Source organism: Marinobacter manganoxydans MnI7-9 (assembly GCF_000235625.1).
GTDB classification, from domain to species: domain Bacteria; phylum Pseudomonadota; class Gammaproteobacteria; order Pseudomonadales; family Oleiphilaceae; genus Marinobacter; species Marinobacter manganoxydans.
Genome location: NZ_AGTR01000002.1, coordinates 71,039 through 87,909, shown reverse-complemented (window position 1 = coordinate 87,909; position 16,871 = coordinate 71,039). Strand labels below are relative to the sequence as shown.

Below are 16,871 nucleotides of genomic sequence, written 5' to 3'. Positions count from 1 at the left end.
CCTTGTAGCTTTCGGTACTTAATCCATTTGATCGCGATTTCATCCAAGACCTCGGATGGGATCTCCACAGTTAGGCGTTCGATGATTTGGTCCTTGAACGTCTTCTTTGAAACCTCATAAGAGGGAGGCTTCTCTAGCGCCAGAAACACTGACCGGGGTTCCGCTGACAGGAGCTCTTCGTTGTAAAGATGAAAATTATCGCCTGAAGCGATCGACGCCTTGGTACTCATTTGCCATCTCCCAGTGTCGACTTATTGGTTGTCGTTTTGCAGACTCCTAAAACAACGAGAAGATGCGAGCTGTCTTTTCACCCCTTCTCGGCATTTACCCGACCGCTCCTCAGGAAAGGCGTCGAATAATAGCCTCGGGATTTGCACGCCAAATCAGACCACCTGTCGCGCTCATTGAACGACGCTTTTTTTGTTGGCTGAAGCCGAGTTCAGTCAGGTCTGGGTGGTCTCCTACCCCATTCCAAATAGCATCTGCATCGTCGCAGGCTAGGAACCTTAACCCACTTTCAAGCGCCATTCTGGCCAAAAAAAGAAAGACACCAGTGAACCGTCCTTCCCGTGCAACCATCCGACTGATTACCAAAGAATCTTCCAACCAGGAACAGTCGCCTCTGCTTGCCTTCTATTCGCGAAGCTCAAGATGTGATAGAAATCCCTCCCCGATATATCTCAGTAGGTTCTCCCAAACAGCGATTTCGCCGGCGCAGCCCAAATTTTCCAAAAAGAATCTTAGCCGTTCAGCCGTTCGTTGGATTGAGGTTTCACGTAGGTCGATAGCCTCGCAGATCGATATTGAAATATTTGCCTCCGATCCACAGATGGCGCTGAACTGGTCGAAACAGCGTCAGTGATCATGATGAACCACTTTAATTCGAAGCATTATATATGTCGAGTGATCTATGCATGGTCTACCTCGCCAAATCTACGATATGTCATTTAAAGAGCTTGATCTCGACTGAAATATATTATCTTTCTATGAAAGGCAACTTTTAAAATTAAAATCGTTTAAATGATCGAGACAGGTTAAAATACGTTAGAAATTACCGACCGCCATGACTTAAGGAGTGTTATGAATTACATCACTGAGACAATTATGGAGTGTTACAAGACTAAGTTTCCTGAAAGCTCAACGTATTTGCAGGAGAAGAGAGAAAAATTGTCGCAAGTGAAATCGATCTGGGACAGCATTGGCCATCTGGAAAGTCTAGATTCCAGTGGCCGTCGCGACTTCAGTCACCTGACAGGTATCCAGCCGGAAGACATTGAGGCGTTAATCAGAGTTTACCAAACGCTTTACCTAAAAGTTTGAAAGCTCTACTGACCTCATTTTTGAGTATCGGAAGCTAGGCTATGAAACCCGATGACTTGGAGGATATAAAAAGAATATACTTCGGGAACGATGACTTGATTTTTGAACAGTGGTTAGACCATCCAGTGAAAGCTCTGGAACATAAAACGCCAAGAGAACTCCTAACTACGGTTGACGGATGCACGAAAATAAAACTATATCTTTCACAGGTCAAGTACGGTGACTATTCTTAACGAGAAAATTGGCTTTCGTTATACTTTGAAGCATCTTCCCCGTTGTTCAAACCCACTCGCGCAAGATTGACCTGGAGTTTTGGGAAGTGCCGACATCGTCTCCGGATGGGTCTTTAAATTCACCGCCCGTAATCCATTAGCAGCGAACTATTCCAAAGTCTTTAGGTCTCGGTCTCTAGTCTAAAGCCAGTAAGTCGAAAGCGTACGGCTTGCATCATGGCCCTCGGTGAATTTGTGGCTCTATCATTGAGCACCAGTCAGGTTCTTCTAGAGCTGTGGTGATTTTCTGTGTCTATATATGAGCAGATCTACACAACCTATATTTTTCAAGCAGTTGGTGAATTTTTGAGGCTATATACGAGCTAAGCAGGGTGGCGGGTTGCGATACATGGTGAAAAGTTCAGTCTATATGTGAGCAGATGTAACCCAGCCCCCGACCGGACAAAGTGTTGAAACCGGATCGTGAATTTCTGCGTCTGTACATGAGCAGACTGAAAACTCTATTTTTCAGTGACTTGCAAAACCTTGCTATGGATTTTGCTTGCTACTGCGCCCTACAAGTGCACGAGGTGGTTACCAGGAAGGAAGTGTGCCCATCCTTCTGCTTACACCACAGAACCTCCTGAAAACAGAGGCTTCTGGGATATGTTGGCGGGTAGATCGTTCTGCTTACACCATTGTGAGCAGGGCTCGACGATGCTTGCACCGCACTCAGGTAGGTAATCTACGCTGATTACTCTGTGAATGCTTTGATCGTCTCGGAGCTGTAAGCGCCAAATGCAAGTCATTGAGCTATCGTGATCAGCTTACAAGTCGTTAATTTGATTGTCTTCCGACGGTCAAGGTGGTCAAACAGGACAAGAGGCCGCTTACGTCATTTCCGAGCTAATTTTCTGCAGCTATTCGTGACCAATACTAGCCATTTAACGCAACCGCTACTCGTGTCGACCTCAACGCAGAAGGATTCCAATATGTGCTCGATCAAATGTCAATTACCTTAACCCATTCGGGCGCAAGAACTGAATGCGAACGACAACATGCGTAAAGTGAAGTCACTGTACGAACGATTGAATTCATTTGCGGGTGTCGCATGCGCTTGACTGGCATTGATCCAACACCGTTCCACTCCCTTCCTTACTGGACAAGTGCCCCCAGCAGAATGCCATGTAAGAGAGAGCTGCCATTTTTCCATGCCAAAGCTGAATGGCTTCCAAACGACATTGGATGTTTGGTTTTGATGTCGGACCTTCAGGGCCGGGAATATCTATCCGATCGGTTAGAAGGCACCGAAAGGCTGCTCGGCGAAGCAGTTGCGGAAGAGCTTTCTCTGCTAGTGGGCCTCGGCGAAATCCCACCAATCAGTACGGTAATGATATGCGGAGATCTATACGAATATCCTGACTGCCGAAAACCCGGGGGTACAGGCCCAGTTGAAGCGGTATTTCTATCGCTCTCGCGGGTCTCTGAAGAAGTGATTGCCGTTCTTGGAAATCACGACTCTTTGGCTTCCACAACTATACTCCCCGCGAAAATCGTAGTTTTGAACGGAAACGTGGTCAAAACTAACTTTGGACTCCGGGTCGGGGGGCTCGGTGGAATCATTGGTGATCCGAAACGCCACAACCGTTGGGACGAGCATGCATTTGTCCGCCACATGGAGCTGTGTATCCAAAAGCGCCCCCATACTCTTATGTTACATGAGGGTCCCGAAGACACAGACGGAAGCCGGGAGGGCAATCCTGTTATTACCCAATCTCTGGAAAAGGGATTTTCAGGCCTCACATTATTCGGTCACAAGCACTGGCCTGACTCGCCATTGATCGATATCGGGAATGGCCAAGCACTTAATCTCGACGCTAGAGTGGTGGTCGTTGCTCCAGACGTTGATGCAAACAGTGCGACCATCAAATGTCCGCTATAAGAACCGAGCGGCCACTTTATGCTTTCAACACCAACAAATTTTTCATCAGATCCCTGTCGTTGGTGAGTGGCTTTCATCGCCTGTCACTGATAGGCATTCTAGTGTCGGTTGCAGATCCAAAAAAGTGTTGTTGATTGGTGGGAATTCCCAAACAGAATCCCTAAGAAAATTGTTGCAGAAAAAATGTTTCCCACTGAGATTTCTAAACTTCTGTTTCTCATGTGCTGCTTCCTCATTTAGCAACGTAAATCGCATATTTCTTATTGGTATAAACCGGTTACGCCACCATGGAGCAATACCCGCTGAGCTGGGTTTTCTACATCACCTTTATTTTCCTGACTGCGTTTGTTTTCCTGAACATGATGATCGGGGCAATCCTGGAGGTCATGAGCGAGGAGCAGAACGCCAAGCAGGCCCAGAAAGCCCACGATGAGCGGGATGAGATCGCCCGCCAGCTCCAGGCCGTTCAAGTGCAACTGGCGGAGCTGACGAAGCAGATCAGCGATAAGCGCTGACTCAGAATGGCTTGGTCATGGCCAGATGCAGGATGGCGCTCACCTGCACCAGGGCAAGGACCGCCGCGGAAATTCGAACGGGCTTTCCGAGGGTGGTTTTCAGAGCGAACACGCCAGCAATAATGTAGCCGACCAGTAAGACAATTTTGGCAATCAGCCAACCCGGCATGGCCGAAGCGTACCCGGCCACAAAAACCAGAGAGATCGCCGCCACCAGCAAAATGGTGTCGTTGATGTGGGGAATAAACCGCAGCGGTGTCTGTCGCCACCCAGGTCTTCCGACGGCGTCCAGGAGCAGACGCAGGGCAAAGAGTGTGATGGTGAGGTACGCGGTGGTCACGTGCAGGTGTTTCAGAATCATGTACGCGGTCATGAAAGTTCCTTAGTTAACAGGCGTTTTGCCGCATTGTACGCAATCTACCTACAAGCAGGTATGGTTAACGCGGTTGTCAGGGTTTAACATATACACAGAATACATGTATATGGGAGACATCTATGCAGGCCATTCCTACTTCCCCTGAACGGGCGCCGGTCAGCGTCAGCCAATTATTTTCCTACCCCTTTCGGATTTTCTTTCTGTCCATGACCGTTCTGGCCCTTGCCGTCATTCCCCTCTGGGTGATGCAGGTCAATGGTGTTATCAGTCTTCCACTGGCCATGCCCGGGTTATTCTGGCACCAGCACGAGATGTTGTTTGGCTTTCTGTCGGGAGCGATCGCGGGGTTCCTGTTAACCGCAGTGTGTGTTTGGACCCAGACAGAACGAACTCATGGATTCAGATTGGTGCTGCTCTGGGGCGTCTGGCTGGCCGGCCGTGTACTGCTGGCAACCGGTGCTGACCTGCCCTTTTGGCTGGTTCAGGGAGTAAACCTGGCATTCCTGCCCCTGGTGATGGTGGATGCCGGCTGGCGTATCTGGCACGCCCGGCAAAAACGACAACTGATGATCATGGTGGTACTCGGCCTGCTTTGGCTGATGCAGATCGGCTTTGTCACCCGCCTCGACATGGCCTTCAGCTATGGTGCCCTGATCATGGCCATGGCACTGATCAGTATTGTCGGTGGCCGCATCACTCCGGCGTTTTCCACCGGCTGGTTGCGCCAGAGGGGACTCGACAGCAACGCTGTAAAGACCATTCCCGCGCTGGACATGGCAACTGTATTCAGCCTGATTCTGCTGATGGCATCCCTGGTGACTGGCTGGCAAACCGTTACTGGTTTGCTGGCGCTGCTGTCCGGTGGGCTTATGCTGGTGCGTCTGGCGGGATGGAAGGGCTGGCTCGTACGCCAGGAGCCCCTGCTCTGGATTCTGCACCTGTCCATCCTGTGGGTGCCGGTGTCCCTGTTCCTGCTCGCGGGCACACTGTTCGCGGGCTGGCCGTCCAACGCGTGGAGTCACGCCGCCGGAACCGGCGCGGTCGCGTGCCTGATTCTCGGGGTCATTGCCCGGGTCGCCCTCGGCCACAGCGGCAGACCATTGGTGCTGCCCAAAGGCATGGTGCTTGCGTTCGTTGCAATTCATCTGGCCGCACTGATACGGGTGCTTACCGCCTTCGAAATCATTCCCTGGCACCCCGGCATTGGCAGCAGCACCCTGCTCTGGTTGTTTGCCTTCGGTATGTTCCTGTACCGCTACACCGGCATCCTCGCCAGCCCCAGACCCGATGGTCGTGAAGGCTGAACCGCTGGTCAGGCAGCCAACTCCTGCCTGACCAGCAACTCGAACCTTGCCCTTGCCTGGCGGAACCGGCTGGCAGGGAAGTGAATACTGATCCCTTCCAATGCCGCCAGAAGCATCTCAAGATGAGCATCCCAGCCCGCACAGGCAATCGGCACCACCTCATCATCAGGCAGTAATAATGTCAGCGACAGGCGGGTTCCCTCGTCGATGGGATCAAGGTCCCATATCAACGGACGCTCAGGGGAATCACCCGAACTCCAGGAATAGGCCAAGCGACGATTCGGCTGGCAATCCGTGACCCGACAATCGATCGGCATACCACTGTTACCGAAATCCAGCTGAACCCGACCGCCGAGCCTGGCATCCAGCTTTCCAGGCGCCAGCCACTCCGCCAGACACACCGAGTCTGTCAGCATTTTCCAGACTCGTTCAGGCAAGTGCCCGGTTTCTCTTTCAAGACGTACCAAAACCCGGTCACCCTCGCGCCGAACCTTGCCTGCGATAATTTCCTCATTCCCGGACATACGCCCTCCTTGCCAGTCTCGAATCTCCGGATGTCACAGAACGGACTTCTGATAGATGATTGTATTCGCGGGGTCGCACAAGCACCTTGATGACCATCAAACGGGATTAACAGACGAGTTCGGGGAACTTCAAACCGGCAATCATCCACTAAAGGTCAATAGCAGCTCCCGAAATTCGAGCTAAAGTATGAGGAAATCATTTTGTAACAGAGACACTGGCACTATGAACCCGGATCATTTTGATAAAGAAGACCTGATCAAATGCGGCCATGGCGAGCTCTTCCCCGGCTCCATGCGCCTGCCCATCAACGAGATGCTGATGTTTGACCGCGTCACGCACATTGCGGACGACGACGGCCTCTACGGCAAGGGCAGCCTGGTAGCGGAGCTCGACATCAATCCGGACCTGTGGTTCTTCAAGGTGCACTTCGTTGATGATCCCGTGATGCCGGGCTGCCTCGGCCTCGATGCCATGTGGCAGCTGGTAGGCTTCTTCCTCGCCTGGGGTGGCGGTGAAGGGAAAGGCCGCGCATTGGGCGCCGGTGAAGTGAAGTTCACTGGCCAGGTCTTGCCGACGGCCAAGAAAGTCACCTACCGTCTGGATCTCAAACGCGTGATCAGGCGCAAACTGACCATGGCAATTGCCGATGGCCGGATGGAAGTAGATGGCCGGGAAATCTACACAGCCAAAGACCTGCGGGTCGGCATGTTCACCTCGACCGATGATTTTTAGGAGTTAACAGGATGCGTCGTGTTGTAATCACCGGTATGGGCATTGTTTCCAGCCTTGGTACCAACCAGAAGGAAGTCGCACAGTCACTCAGGGAATCCCGTTCTGGCATCGGCTTTAGCGAAGAAGCCCGGGACAATGGTCTGCGCAGCCACATCTGCGGCCAGATCAACCTGAACCTGCCCGAATTGATTGACCGGAAACTGTGGCGTTTCATGTGCCCCGCTTCCGGTTACACCTATCTGGCGATGCTTGAGGCTATCGAGCAGGCCGGGCTGACCGATGAGCACATCAAGGCCGACACCACTGGTATCATCTTTGGCCAGGGCGGCGCCTCGACGGTTGAGCTGCTGGATTCCATCGATACCCATCGCGACCGCGGTATCCGCCGTGTCGGGCCCTATCGCGTGCCGCGCACCATGGGCAGTGCGATCAATGCGTCACTGGCAACCGGATTTGGCATTCGCGGCATCAACTACGGCATCACCTCTGCCTGCGCTACCAGCGCGCATTCGATCGGCCATGCCGCCGATCTGATCGCTCTCGGGCGCCAGGATGTCATGTTTGCCGGCGGTGGCGAAGATATCCACTGGACCCTGAGCCTGCTGTTCGATGCCATGGGCGCCCTGTCGACGAAATACAACGACACGCCTGAACTGGCGTCACGCACCTATGACGCGAATCGGGACGGCTTCGTGATTTCTGGTGGTGGCGGTGTGCTGGCCCTTGAAGCGCTGGAGCACGCGGAAGCGCGGGGCGCAAACATCCTGGCAGAGCTCGTCGGCTTCGGTGCAACTTCCGATGGCGCAGATATGGTTGCCCCGAGTGGCGAGGGCGCAGTGCGCTGCATGAAGCAGGCAATGAAGAACCTGGATGGCGAAATCAGCTACGTGAATACTCACGGCACCAGCACCCCGGCCGGAGACATCACCGAGCTGAAAGCATTGAAAGAGACGTTTGGCGACAAGATCCCGCCGCTCAGCTCCACCAAACCCCTATGCGGCCACGCTCTTGGCGCGGCGGGCGTACATGAGGCTATTTACAGCCTGATCATGCTGCGTGAAGGCTTTATTGCTCCATCGGCAAATATCCAGGACCTTGATGAAGGGGCCGAAGGCTACCCGATCGTTCGGGAACGCATGGATAACCAGAAACTGGACCTGGTGATGAGCAACAGCTTTGGCTTTGGTGGTACCAATGCCTCACTGGTGTTCAAAAAAGTCTAATCCGGATCAGGATAGCCTGACAGAGCGGTATTCAGCCGGGGATGTCCCCATCCAGCGCTTGAAAGCCCGGCTGAATGCGCTCAACTCCGAAAAACCGAGCTGCTCGGCAATCTCCACCAGCGGTTTGGTCCTGTCCTGCATGTAGGTCAGCGCCTGCCTGCGGCGAACATCCTCCAGCAAACGGGCAAACGTCAGCCCTTCCCGCTTCAGTTTCTTGTGCAGCGTGTAACGGCTCATATGCAGCTGCGACGCCACGACTTCCACACCAACCTTGCCACGGGCAAGCTGTACACTGATCAGGGAACTCACCCTGAGACTCAGCGAAGCCCGCGCCACCTCTGGCGTCAGAGGCTTTGATCCCATCTGGAACTCCTCTTTTCCGATTCTGTGGCCATATTGGCCGACGCTGTGAGCGTACACTTGTTAGCTGAAAACAATCAATACTACCTTTGAGCAGGATCAAGGGAGCCTCCGGCAGCATACGGCAAAATGCCCCGCTTTCAGAATCGCCCGGAGCCACTATGAACACCCCGGAACTGCTTGCCCCCGCGGGCACCCCCGAACACCTGGAAACCGCCTTCGCCTATGGCGCCGATGCGGTTTACGCCGGCCAGCCCCGCTACTCACTCAGAGTAAGAAACAACAGTTTCAAAGACGTTGCAGCCCTCGGCGCGGGCATTGAACGGGCCCACGAACTGGGTAAACAGTTCTACCTTGTCTCCAACATAGCACCTCACAACGACAAGGTGCGGTCCTATCTGAGGGATCTGGCGCCAGTACTGGAACAAAAACCCGACGCGCTGATCATGTCGGATCCCGGCCTGATCATGCTGGTGCGGGAAAAATGGCCAGACCAACCCATCCATCTTTCAGTACAGGCCAACGCGGTGAACTGGGCCACGGTAGAGTTCTGGCGGCGTCAGGGAATCAGCCGAGTCATCCTCTCCCGTGAACTGGCCCTGAATGAAATTCGCGAGATCCGCGAACGGGTCCCGGAGATGGAGCTCGAAGTCTTCGTTCACGGCGCCCTGTGCATGGCTTATTCTGGCCGCTGCCTGCTCTCGGGTTACATGAACCACCGGGACGCCAACCAGGGCGCCTGCACCAACGCCTGCCGCTGGAACTACAAACAGGTCCAGCACGGCCACGACCAGACCGGCGACCTGATCGCCACCTGCGGCGGCGGCGATGTACAGGAGGTGGCACCGAAAGAAATCCTGCTGGAAGAGCCCAACCGCCCGGGCGGATTCATACCCGCCTATGAAGACGAGCACGGCACCTACATCATGAACTCAAAGGATTTGAGAGCCGTTCAACACGTCGCTGAACTGGCAAAGATGGGCGTTCATTCCCTGAAAATTGAGGGCCGCACGAAGAGCACCTACTACGTGGCCCGCACCACCCAAGTCTACCGTCGCGCCATCGACGAGGCGGTGCAGGGCAAGCCGTTCGACATGAACCTGATGGACGAATTGGAAGCCCTCTCCAACCGGGGCTATACCGAAGGCTTCCTGCGCCGCCATATGCCCCGGGAATACCAGACCTACGAACAGGGCTCCTCATTCCTTGGCACCCAGCAGGTGGTTGGCACCATTACCGGCAAGGATGACCAGTGGCTGACCATAGACGTGAAGAACAAATTCGCCCCCGGCGACCAACTGGAACTGATCAGCCCGGCCGGCAACATCCGGTTCTCGGCTAATGTCATGGAGAACCGAAACGGCCAGGCCATGGACTATGCGCCGGGCAGCGGGCATATCGTGCGGATTCCAAAACCGGCTAATCTTCCACAAACTCTGGAGCACAGCTACCTCACCAGACTCCTGGCTACCGGCGACTAGCAATTAGTCTGAGGCGCCAAGCGGGATTGCCTCCCAAAACCGTGCATTGCCATGGATGGCAATGCCGAGCCCCCAGGGATGGGTTCACGGCGTGTTTTGGGAGGCAATCCCGCTTGGCGTCCTTCTCAAAAACTCCAGTCCTGCAAGAACCTGACTATCAGCCTCATTACCACCCTCTTAGTGCCCCAAAGGCCGATTAAGGTATAATCACCCCACGTTCAAATTAATACCTGACTATTTTACTCTGGTATTGTATAATCGCTGCCCAGAAGCGATGGATTCAAGCTGCTTTTCTGCTTAATTATCAGCATCAGCTTTGGAAATCCGTCATCCAAAAAGCGATTGCAGGGCGTACTCACAGGATGAGCGATCACTGCAACACCCAAACTGATGACATCCGATCGACAGCCCATTCATGAGGCTGCCGGCGACACCAAGGGCACAAGCCCGCGATGAGAGAATACGGAGCGACGATCATGGCGACCACCGACACCGAGGTGAACGAGCTGATCAAACGGGAATACGAATACGGATTTGTAACAGACATTGAATCCGACACATTCGAACCCGGCCTTAATGAAGACGTTATCGCCCGCCTTTCCGGCCTCAAGAAAGAACCGGAATGGATGCTGGAGTGGCGGCTGAAAGCCTACCGTCGCTGGCTCGAGATGGACGAGCCGGACTGGGCCCATGTGGGCTATCCGAAAATCGACTACAACTCGATTTCATATTACTCCGCGCCCAAGCGTCCGGAAGACATGCCCCAGAGCCTGGACGAAGTGGATCCGGAACTGCTGAAAACCTACGAAAAGCTGGGCATCCCCCTGCACGAGCGTGAAAAGCTGGCGGGCGTGGCTGTTGATGCCGTCTTCGATTCGGTTTCCGTAGCAACAACGTTCAAGGAGCCACTGGCCAAGGCCGGCGTTATTTTCTGTTCCATCTCCGAAGCGATCCAGGATTACCCGGAGCTGGTCAAAAAATACCTGGGCTCGGTAGTGCCGGCCGGTGACAACTTTTTCGCCGGGCTGAACTCCGCGGTCTTCTCCGACGGTACGTTTGTCTATGTACCCAAGGGCGTTCGCTGCCCCATGGAGTTGTCCACCTATTTCCGCATCAACGCAGCCAACACCGGACAGTTCGAGCGTACTCTCATTATTGCCGAAGACAGCAGCTACGTGAGTTACCTTGAAGGTTGCACCGCGCCCATGCGGGACGAGAACCAGCTGCACGCTGCGGTTGTTGAACTGGTGGCCCTGGACGACGCCCAGATCAAATACTCCACCGTGCAGAACTGGTACCCGGGTGATGAAGAAGGTAAAGGCGGCATCTTCAACTTCGTCACCAAGCGTGGCGCCGCCATCGGCAAGAACTCCAAGATTTCCTGGACCCAGGTCGAAACCGGCTCCGCGGTCACCTGGAAGTATCCGAGCTGTGTCCTGCGTGGCGAAAACAGCGTTGGTGAGTTCTATTCCGTGGCACTGACCAACAACTACCAGCAGGCCGACACCGGCACCAAGATGATTCACCTGGGCAAGAACACCTCCAGCACAATCATCTCCAAGGGTATTTCCGCCGGCAAGAGCTCCAACGCTTACCGCGGCCTGGTGAAATTCGGCCCCGGGGCGGAAGGTGCACGTAACTTTACCCAGTGCGATTCGCTCCTGATCGGCGACCGCTGCGGCGCCCACACGTTCCCTTACATTGAAAGCAAGAACAAGTCGGCCATCGTAGAGCACGAGGCAACCACCTCGAAGGTCAGCGACGAGCAGATGTTCCTTTGCCGCCAACGCGGTATCGACCCGGAACAGGCGGTCTCCATGATCGTGAACGGCTTTTGTAAGGAAGTGTTCAAAGAGCTGCCCATGGAGTTCGCTGTCGAGGCCGGCAAGCTACTTGAAGTTAGCCTCGAAGGGTCCGTTGGTTAACAGGACGGCAAGCACAAAAGTATCGCAGAAGCCGTCGGGCAGGCCCTTCCGGGATCGTCGAAATCAGGGATGATTTCGTCGAGCGTACAGGGATGTATTTACAGCGTATCCCGGAAGGGCCTGCCCGATGGCTGACTCCGCCCAGTTAGGGGCAGGCAACAGAATTCAGACGGTTAAATGAGAGAGACGCTACAAATGCTGAGCATCAAGAACCTGCACGCATCCGTTGAGGGCAAAGAAATCCTCAAGGGCATCAACCTGGAAATCAAGGCCGGGGAAGTTCACGCCATCATGGGCCCCAACGGCTCTGGTAAGAGCACCCTGTCGCAGGTGCTGGCAGGCAACGAAGCATTTGAAGTTACCGAGGGTGAAATCACCCTGAACGGCGACAACCTGCTGGAACTTGAAACTGAAGAGCGTGCCCGCGAAGGCATTTTCCTGGCGTTCCAGTACCCGGTGGAGATCCCCGGGGTGAGCAACCTGCAGTTCCTGCGCACCGCCGTGAATGCCATGCGCCAGCACAAGGGCCAAGACGAGATGAACGCGGCGGAGTTCATGAAGCTCGCCAAAGAAATTTCCAAGCAGGTGGATCTGGATCCGGCGTTCCTGAAGCGGGGCGTCAACGAAGGCTTCTCCGGTGGTGAGAAGAAGCGTAATGAGATCATGCAGGCCCTGCTGCTGCAGCCGAAGCTGGCAATTCTCGACGAGACCGACTCCGGGCTCGATATCGACGCCCTGAAGGTTGTTTCTGACGGCGTGAATGCTCTGCGCGCGGAAGACCGCGCCATCCTGATGGTGACCCACTACCAGCGTCTGCTGAACCACATTGTGCCGGACTACGTGCACGTTCTGGCGGGCGGCAAGATCATCAAATCCGGTGGCCGCGAGCTGGCGCTGGAGCTGGAAGAACGCGGCTACGGCTGGCTGGGCATCAAGGATGAAGAAACTGCCGACAGTTCAGCCAACTAAGGAGGTCGCGGAATGAAACCAGCACCCACTCTTTCCACCGCGTTCCTGCACCCGGCCGGGCAGTCCCTGCCGGAGCCCCTGCTCGCCCTGCGCAAGCAGCGTGGAACCGCTCTGGTCGACATGCCCTTGCCGACCCGGAAAACCGAAAACTGGAAATACTCCAGCAAGTACTTGAAGCTGACCGACGACATGGCCATCTCCCTGCCGGCGGATGGCAAGACCGGCAGCGGCCTGGCAGTGCCCGGCTACAAGGTTGCGTTCCTTAACGGTGTAATGATGCCAGAGGCCTGCGAATATCCGGATCTGGACGGCATCAGCATCAAGAGCTTCGGCGATCTGAGCGATGAGGAAGCCAGCGATCTGGCGGATCGCCTGGACAGCACCCTGGACAACAAGGCGGTTCAGATGGCCCGGCTGAATTCAGCCCGTTTTGAAGACGGCCTGCTGATTCGCCTGAAGCCGGACGCAGTGCTCGACCAGCCGCTGTTCATTGTTCACGAGGTAACGGCCGAGGCCAGCGGTTCGGCTTTCCCGCGCATTTTCGTGGATGCCGGCCGTCATAGCCAGATTACGCTGGTGGAGGAGTACATCTCCAGCGGCTCGGCCCAGGTCATGGTCAATACCGTCACTGAATTCAATGTGGCCGACGGCGCCAACATCACCAGCATTCGCCTGAACATGGAAGGCGAGAACGTCCAGCACATTGGCTCCACCGGCGTCCTGCAACAGCGCAGCTCGCGGTTTGAAAGCCATACCGTTGGGTTTGGTGGCCCCCTGCGCCGGCACGATCTGCAGGTTCGGCTTGAAGGTGAAGGCGCTGAGTGCAAGCTCAACGGGGTAGTTGTTACCCAGGGCAAACAGCACTACGACAACCACACCACCATCGAGCACGTGGCTGCCCACTGCAACAGCGAAGAAACCTATCGGAATATCGCAGCGGACCAGTCCCACGCCGTGTTCAATGGCCGGATTCATATCCATCAGGACGCCCAGAAGTCCAATGCGGATATGAACAACAAGAACCTGCTGCTGTCCAACGGGGCAGAGATTGACACCAAGCCGGAACTGGAAATCTATGCCGATGACGTGAAATGTGCCCATGGCGCGACCATCGGCCAGCTTGACGAAATCTCGCTGTTTTACCTGGTTTCACGGGGTATCGGCCGGCGTCAGGCGAACGTTCTGCTCACCATGGCCTTTATCAACGAGCTGGTCGAGCAGATTCCGGTTGAAGCAGTGCGGGAGACGGTCCAGGGCCGTCTGAACCACTTCTTCGAACAGACATTTCAGGAGGCGTAACCGGTTATGACCGATCTGTCCGTGGCAAGCACCGCCAAGCGCACCACCTTCGACGTGGACGCGATTCGCCGGGATTTCCCGATCCTGTCCCAGCAGGTAAACGGAAAGCCCCTGGTGTATCTGGACAACGGTGCGTCGGCCCAGAAGCCGGAGGCTGTGCTGGATGCCATGGATCGGTATTACCGTGAGATGCACTCCAACGTCCATCGGGGCGCCCATACGCTGGGAGACCGTGCGACCTCCGCCTTCGAGGGTGCCCGCGAGACGGTTCGAAACTTCCTGAACGCCGAAAGCACCCGGGAAATTATCTGGACCCGCGGCACGACCGAGGCCATCAACCTAGTTGCCAATGGGCTCGCCCCGCGCCTGAAGGCTGGTGACGAGATCCTGGTGAGCCACATGGAACACCACGCCAACATCGTGCCCTGGCAGATGATTGCCGAGCGCACGGGTGCGAAAGTGGTGCCTGTTCAGGTGACACCGGAAGGCGAGCTGGACCTCGAGTCCTTCACCAGCCTGCTCAATGAGAAGACCCGGGTGCTGGCAATCACCCACGTTTCCAACGTGCTTGGCACGGTGAACCCGGTGGCGGCCCTGATTGAACAGGCCAAGGCCCACGGCATCATCACCCTGGTGGACGGGGCCCAGGCGGTACCTCATTACCAGCCGGACGTTCAGGCGCTGGGCTGCGACTTTTACGTGTTCTCATCGCACAAGCTGTTTGGCCCCACTGGTATTGGCGTGCTTTACGGTAAGGCCCAGTTGCTGGAGGAAATGCCTCCCTACCAGGGCGGCGGCGAGATGATCGAACGAGTGTCCTTTGAACGGACCACCTGGAATACCCTGCCCTACAAATTCGAGGCAGGCACCCCGGCCATTGCCGAGGCAGTCGGACTGGGAGCCGCCATCGACTACCTGAACGGCCTGGATCGTTCCGCCATGGAAGCGGCCGAGACCGGCCTCCTTGAGCGGGCCAACCAGCTGGTGGAAACCGTACCCGGCATGGAGATTATCGGTACGGCAAAAAACAAAGTGCCGGTTATATCCTTTAAAATTGCCGGCCTGCACCCCAGTGATATAGGCACGCTGCTGGATCAGCAGGGAATCGCAATCCGCACGGGTCACCATTGCGCCATGCCGCTGATGGATTTCTATGGAGTTCCCGGTACAGCCAGGGCTTCATTCGCGTTCTACAACACTCTGGACGAGGTGGATACATTGTTTACCGCCCTGCAGAAAGTCCAGCGTCTGTTTGCCTGATGGAGGTGGAATTATGACAGCCGAAGTCTTCACCCCGACCGTCGCCGTCACCATGACGCCCAGCGCGGTCAAGCACGTGCGCAAACAGCTGGAGAAAAAGCCGGACGCCAAGGGCATTCGGCTGGCCATCAAGAAAAGTGGCTGCTCCGGCTTCAAATACGAAACCCAATGGGTGGAAGACACCGCCGCCGACGACAAGGTGTTTCACATTGATGGCGTCGATGTTTTCGTGAAAGAAGAGCATCTGCCGCTGGTGAACGGCATCGAGATCGATTTTGTGACGGAGGGCGTGAACTCCATGTTCCAGTTCCGCAATCCGAACGCCACCGCAGAGTGCGGTTGCGGCGAAAGTTTTACCGTCGCGTAATCCGATATAAAGATTGAAAAGAGCGAGGCCCGAACAGGCATGCAAGAACGGGAAGTGGTCCTGACCAAACGCGAGGTGGAAGCCCGCCTTGTTCCTTCCGGAACCGAAATCATGATTCCGTCGGACACCTTTGTGACCATCACGCAGTCGCTGGGTGGCACCTTTACGGTCGCTGTTAACGGTAACCTTGCCCGGATTGAAGGCCACAATGCCGACGCGCTCGGCAAGAAACCCCTGGAAAGCAGCTTTGAAACCCCGGAAGACGGCACCGTCAACGAAAACCAGGTCTGGGAAGCCATGCAGAACTGCTACGATCCGGAAATTCCGGTGAACGTAGTGGATCTGGGCCTGATTTACGAGTGCAGGATTGAAAATGGCACCGAAGACGGCAACCATGTGTACGTGCTGATGACGCTGACTGCCGCCGGCTGCGGCATGGGCCCGGTGATAACCGAAGATGTGAAAACCAAGCTCGAGCATGTGCCCAATGTGGACAAGGTGACCGTTGAACTGACCTTCGATCCGCCCTGGAGCAACGAAATGCTCACCGACGAAGCCAAACTCGAACTGGGAATGCTGTAAATGACTGCCAGTGAACAGGACTTTCTGAACAACCCCTTGGGTAAAGACACCACCCTGGATGACGTTCTCGATGGCTTCGAGCTGCTGGACGACTGGGAAGAGCGCTACGCTTTTATCATTGATCTGGGCAAGCAGCTTCCTGCGTTTCCCGAGGAATCCCGGGTTGAAGAAAACTATGTTCATGGCTGCCAGAGCCAGGTCTGGCTGATTCATCATTACGATGAAGACAGTGGCCGGCTGTACCTGTTGATTGACTCCGACGCCATGATTGTTCGTGGACTGGCTGCCATCATCCTGGTCGCCCTTAACGGCAAAACCCCGAGGGACCTGCTGGCCACGGACATTGATGAGTTATTCGAGCAGTTGGACCTGTTCCGGCACATTTCCCCGACCCGCGGCAACGGGCTCAGGGCGATGGTTGGCAAGATCCGCGACATTGCGGCCGCCGAGGTGGCCAACGCCAGCAATTGATGCCCGTC

At 55.3% G+C, this 16,871-nt stretch carries 19 protein-coding genes; 15 read left to right on the top strand and 4 right to left on the bottom strand.

Annotated elements, in window-relative coordinates:
* Positions 1–230: hypothetical protein (locus KYE_RS21735; protein WP_008169370.1), on the bottom strand; the 230-nt coding region annotated here is incomplete at its 3' end.
* An 850-nt stretch (positions 231–1,080) separates the two neighbouring features.
* Here KYE_RS21735 and KYE_RS00735 point away from each other — a divergent pair.
* From KYE_RS00735 to KYE_RS00720, 4 genes are all read left to right on the top strand, one after another.
* Positions 1,081–1,320 (top strand): hypothetical protein, encoded by a 240-nt coding sequence (locus KYE_RS00735; protein WP_008169368.1) that lies wholly within the window; start codon positions 1,081–1,083, stop codon positions 1,318–1,320.
* A 41-nt stretch (positions 1,321–1,361) separates the two neighbouring features.
* Positions 1,362–1,553 carry an MbcA/ParS/Xre antitoxin family protein gene (locus KYE_RS22280; protein ID WP_008169366.1) on the top strand — a complete coding sequence of 64 codons (192 nt, stop codon included), beginning with the start codon at positions 1,362–1,364 and terminating at the stop codon, positions 1,551–1,553.
* A 1,096-nt stretch (positions 1,554–2,649) separates the two neighbouring features.
* Positions 2,650–3,474, top strand: coding sequence for a metallophosphoesterase family protein (locus KYE_RS00725; RefSeq protein WP_158217734.1), 825 nt, complete (start codon positions 2,650–2,652; stop codon positions 3,472–3,474).
* Positions 3,475–3,761: 287 nt separating this feature from the next.
* Positions 3,762–3,989: a hypothetical protein gene (locus KYE_RS00720; protein ID WP_008169362.1), complete on the top strand. Its 228-nt coding sequence runs from the start codon at positions 3,762–3,764 to the stop codon at positions 3,987–3,989.
* A 1-nt stretch (position 3,990) separates the two neighbouring features.
* Here KYE_RS00720 and KYE_RS00715 read toward each other — a convergent pair whose 3' ends face one another.
* The gene (locus KYE_RS00715) at positions 3,991–4,362 is read right to left on the bottom strand and encodes a SirB2 family protein (protein ID WP_008169360.1); all 372 of its coding nucleotides are present in this window, start codon (positions 4,360–4,362) and stop codon (positions 3,991–3,993) included.
* Positions 4,363–4,484: 122 nt separating this feature from the next.
* Here KYE_RS00715 and KYE_RS00710 point away from each other — a divergent pair, with 122 nt between their 5' ends.
* The gene (locus KYE_RS00710) at positions 4,485–5,669 is read left to right on the top strand and encodes an NnrS family protein (protein ID WP_008169358.1); all 1,185 of its coding nucleotides are present in this window, start codon (positions 4,485–4,487) and stop codon (positions 5,667–5,669) included.
* A gap of 8 nt (positions 5,670–5,677) precedes the next feature.
* Here the strand turns inward: KYE_RS00710 and KYE_RS00705 are convergent, their stop codons facing one another.
* Positions 5,678–6,193 carry an SRPBCC family protein gene (locus KYE_RS00705; RefSeq protein ID WP_008169356.1) on the bottom strand — a complete coding sequence of 172 codons (516 nt, stop codon included), beginning with the start codon at positions 6,191–6,193 and terminating at the stop codon, positions 5,678–5,680.
* A 223-nt stretch (positions 6,194–6,416) separates the two neighbouring features.
* On the opposite strand from KYE_RS00705, the gene fabA reads away from it, so the two are divergent.
* Together fabA and fabB are read left to right on the top strand one after the other, a co-directional pair.
* The gene (gene fabA, locus KYE_RS00700; protein WP_008169354.1) at positions 6,417–6,926 is read left to right on the top strand and encodes a bifunctional 3-hydroxydecanoyl-ACP dehydratase/trans-2-decenoyl-ACP isomerase; all 510 of its coding nucleotides are present in this window, start codon (positions 6,417–6,419) and stop codon (positions 6,924–6,926) included.
* Between the two features lie 11 nt (positions 6,927–6,937).
* Positions 6,938–8,149 (top strand): beta-ketoacyl-ACP synthase I, encoded by a 1,212-nt coding sequence (gene fabB / locus KYE_RS00695; RefSeq protein WP_008169352.1) that lies wholly within the window; start codon positions 6,938–6,940, stop codon positions 8,147–8,149.
* Positions 8,150–8,155: 6 nt separating this feature from the next.
* Here fabB and KYE_RS00690 read toward each other — a convergent pair whose 3' ends face one another.
* Positions 8,156–8,512, bottom strand: a complete 357-nt coding sequence (locus KYE_RS00690) for a helix-turn-helix transcriptional regulator (protein WP_008169350.1) — start codon at positions 8,510–8,512, stop codon at positions 8,156–8,158.
* Between the two features lie 158 nt (positions 8,513–8,670).
* Between KYE_RS00690 and yegQ the strand changes: the two genes are divergently transcribed.
* The 8 genes from yegQ to KYE_RS00650 all read left to right on the top strand — a co-directional run bounded on the left by yegQ (position 8,671) and on the right by KYE_RS00650 (position 16,863).
* On the top strand, positions 8,671–9,990 hold the full coding sequence (yegQ, locus tag KYE_RS00685) for a tRNA 5-hydroxyuridine modification protein YegQ (protein ID WP_008169348.1): 1,320 nt from the start codon (positions 8,671–8,673) through the stop codon (positions 9,988–9,990).
* Between the two features lie 476 nt (positions 9,991–10,466).
* A complete protein-coding gene (gene sufB, locus KYE_RS00680) occupies positions 10,467–11,915 on the top strand; it encodes a Fe-S cluster assembly protein SufB (protein ID WP_008169346.1) in 1,449 nt (482 codons plus the stop codon).
* Between the two features lie 195 nt (positions 11,916–12,110).
* Positions 12,111–12,884, top strand: coding sequence for a Fe-S cluster assembly ATPase SufC (gene sufC / locus KYE_RS00675; RefSeq protein ID WP_008169344.1), 774 nt, complete (start codon positions 12,111–12,113; stop codon positions 12,882–12,884).
* Between the two features lie 12 nt (positions 12,885–12,896).
* Positions 12,897–14,183 carry a Fe-S cluster assembly protein SufD gene (gene sufD, locus KYE_RS00670; RefSeq protein ID WP_008169342.1) on the top strand — a complete coding sequence of 429 codons (1,287 nt, stop codon included), beginning with the start codon at positions 12,897–12,899 and terminating at the stop codon, positions 14,181–14,183.
* A gap of 6 nt (positions 14,184–14,189) precedes the next feature.
* Complete coding sequence (locus tag KYE_RS00665) at positions 14,190–15,443, top strand: aminotransferase class V-fold PLP-dependent enzyme (RefSeq protein ID WP_008169340.1); 1,254 nt, start codon at positions 14,190–14,192, stop codon at positions 15,441–15,443.
* 13 nt (positions 15,444–15,456) lie between these two features.
* Positions 15,457–15,810 carry a HesB/IscA family protein gene (locus KYE_RS00660; protein ID WP_008169339.1) on the top strand — a complete coding sequence of 118 codons (354 nt, stop codon included), beginning with the start codon at positions 15,457–15,459 and terminating at the stop codon, positions 15,808–15,810.
* 39 nt (positions 15,811–15,849) lie between these two features.
* Positions 15,850–16,392, top strand: a complete 543-nt coding sequence (gene sufT, locus KYE_RS00655; RefSeq protein ID WP_008169336.1) for a putative Fe-S cluster assembly protein SufT — start codon at positions 15,850–15,852, stop codon at positions 16,390–16,392.
* Complete coding sequence (locus KYE_RS00650; protein ID WP_008169334.1) at positions 16,393–16,863, top strand: SufE family protein; 471 nt, start codon at positions 16,393–16,395, stop codon at positions 16,861–16,863.
* The last annotated feature ends 8 nt before the right edge of the window (positions 16,864–16,871 follow it).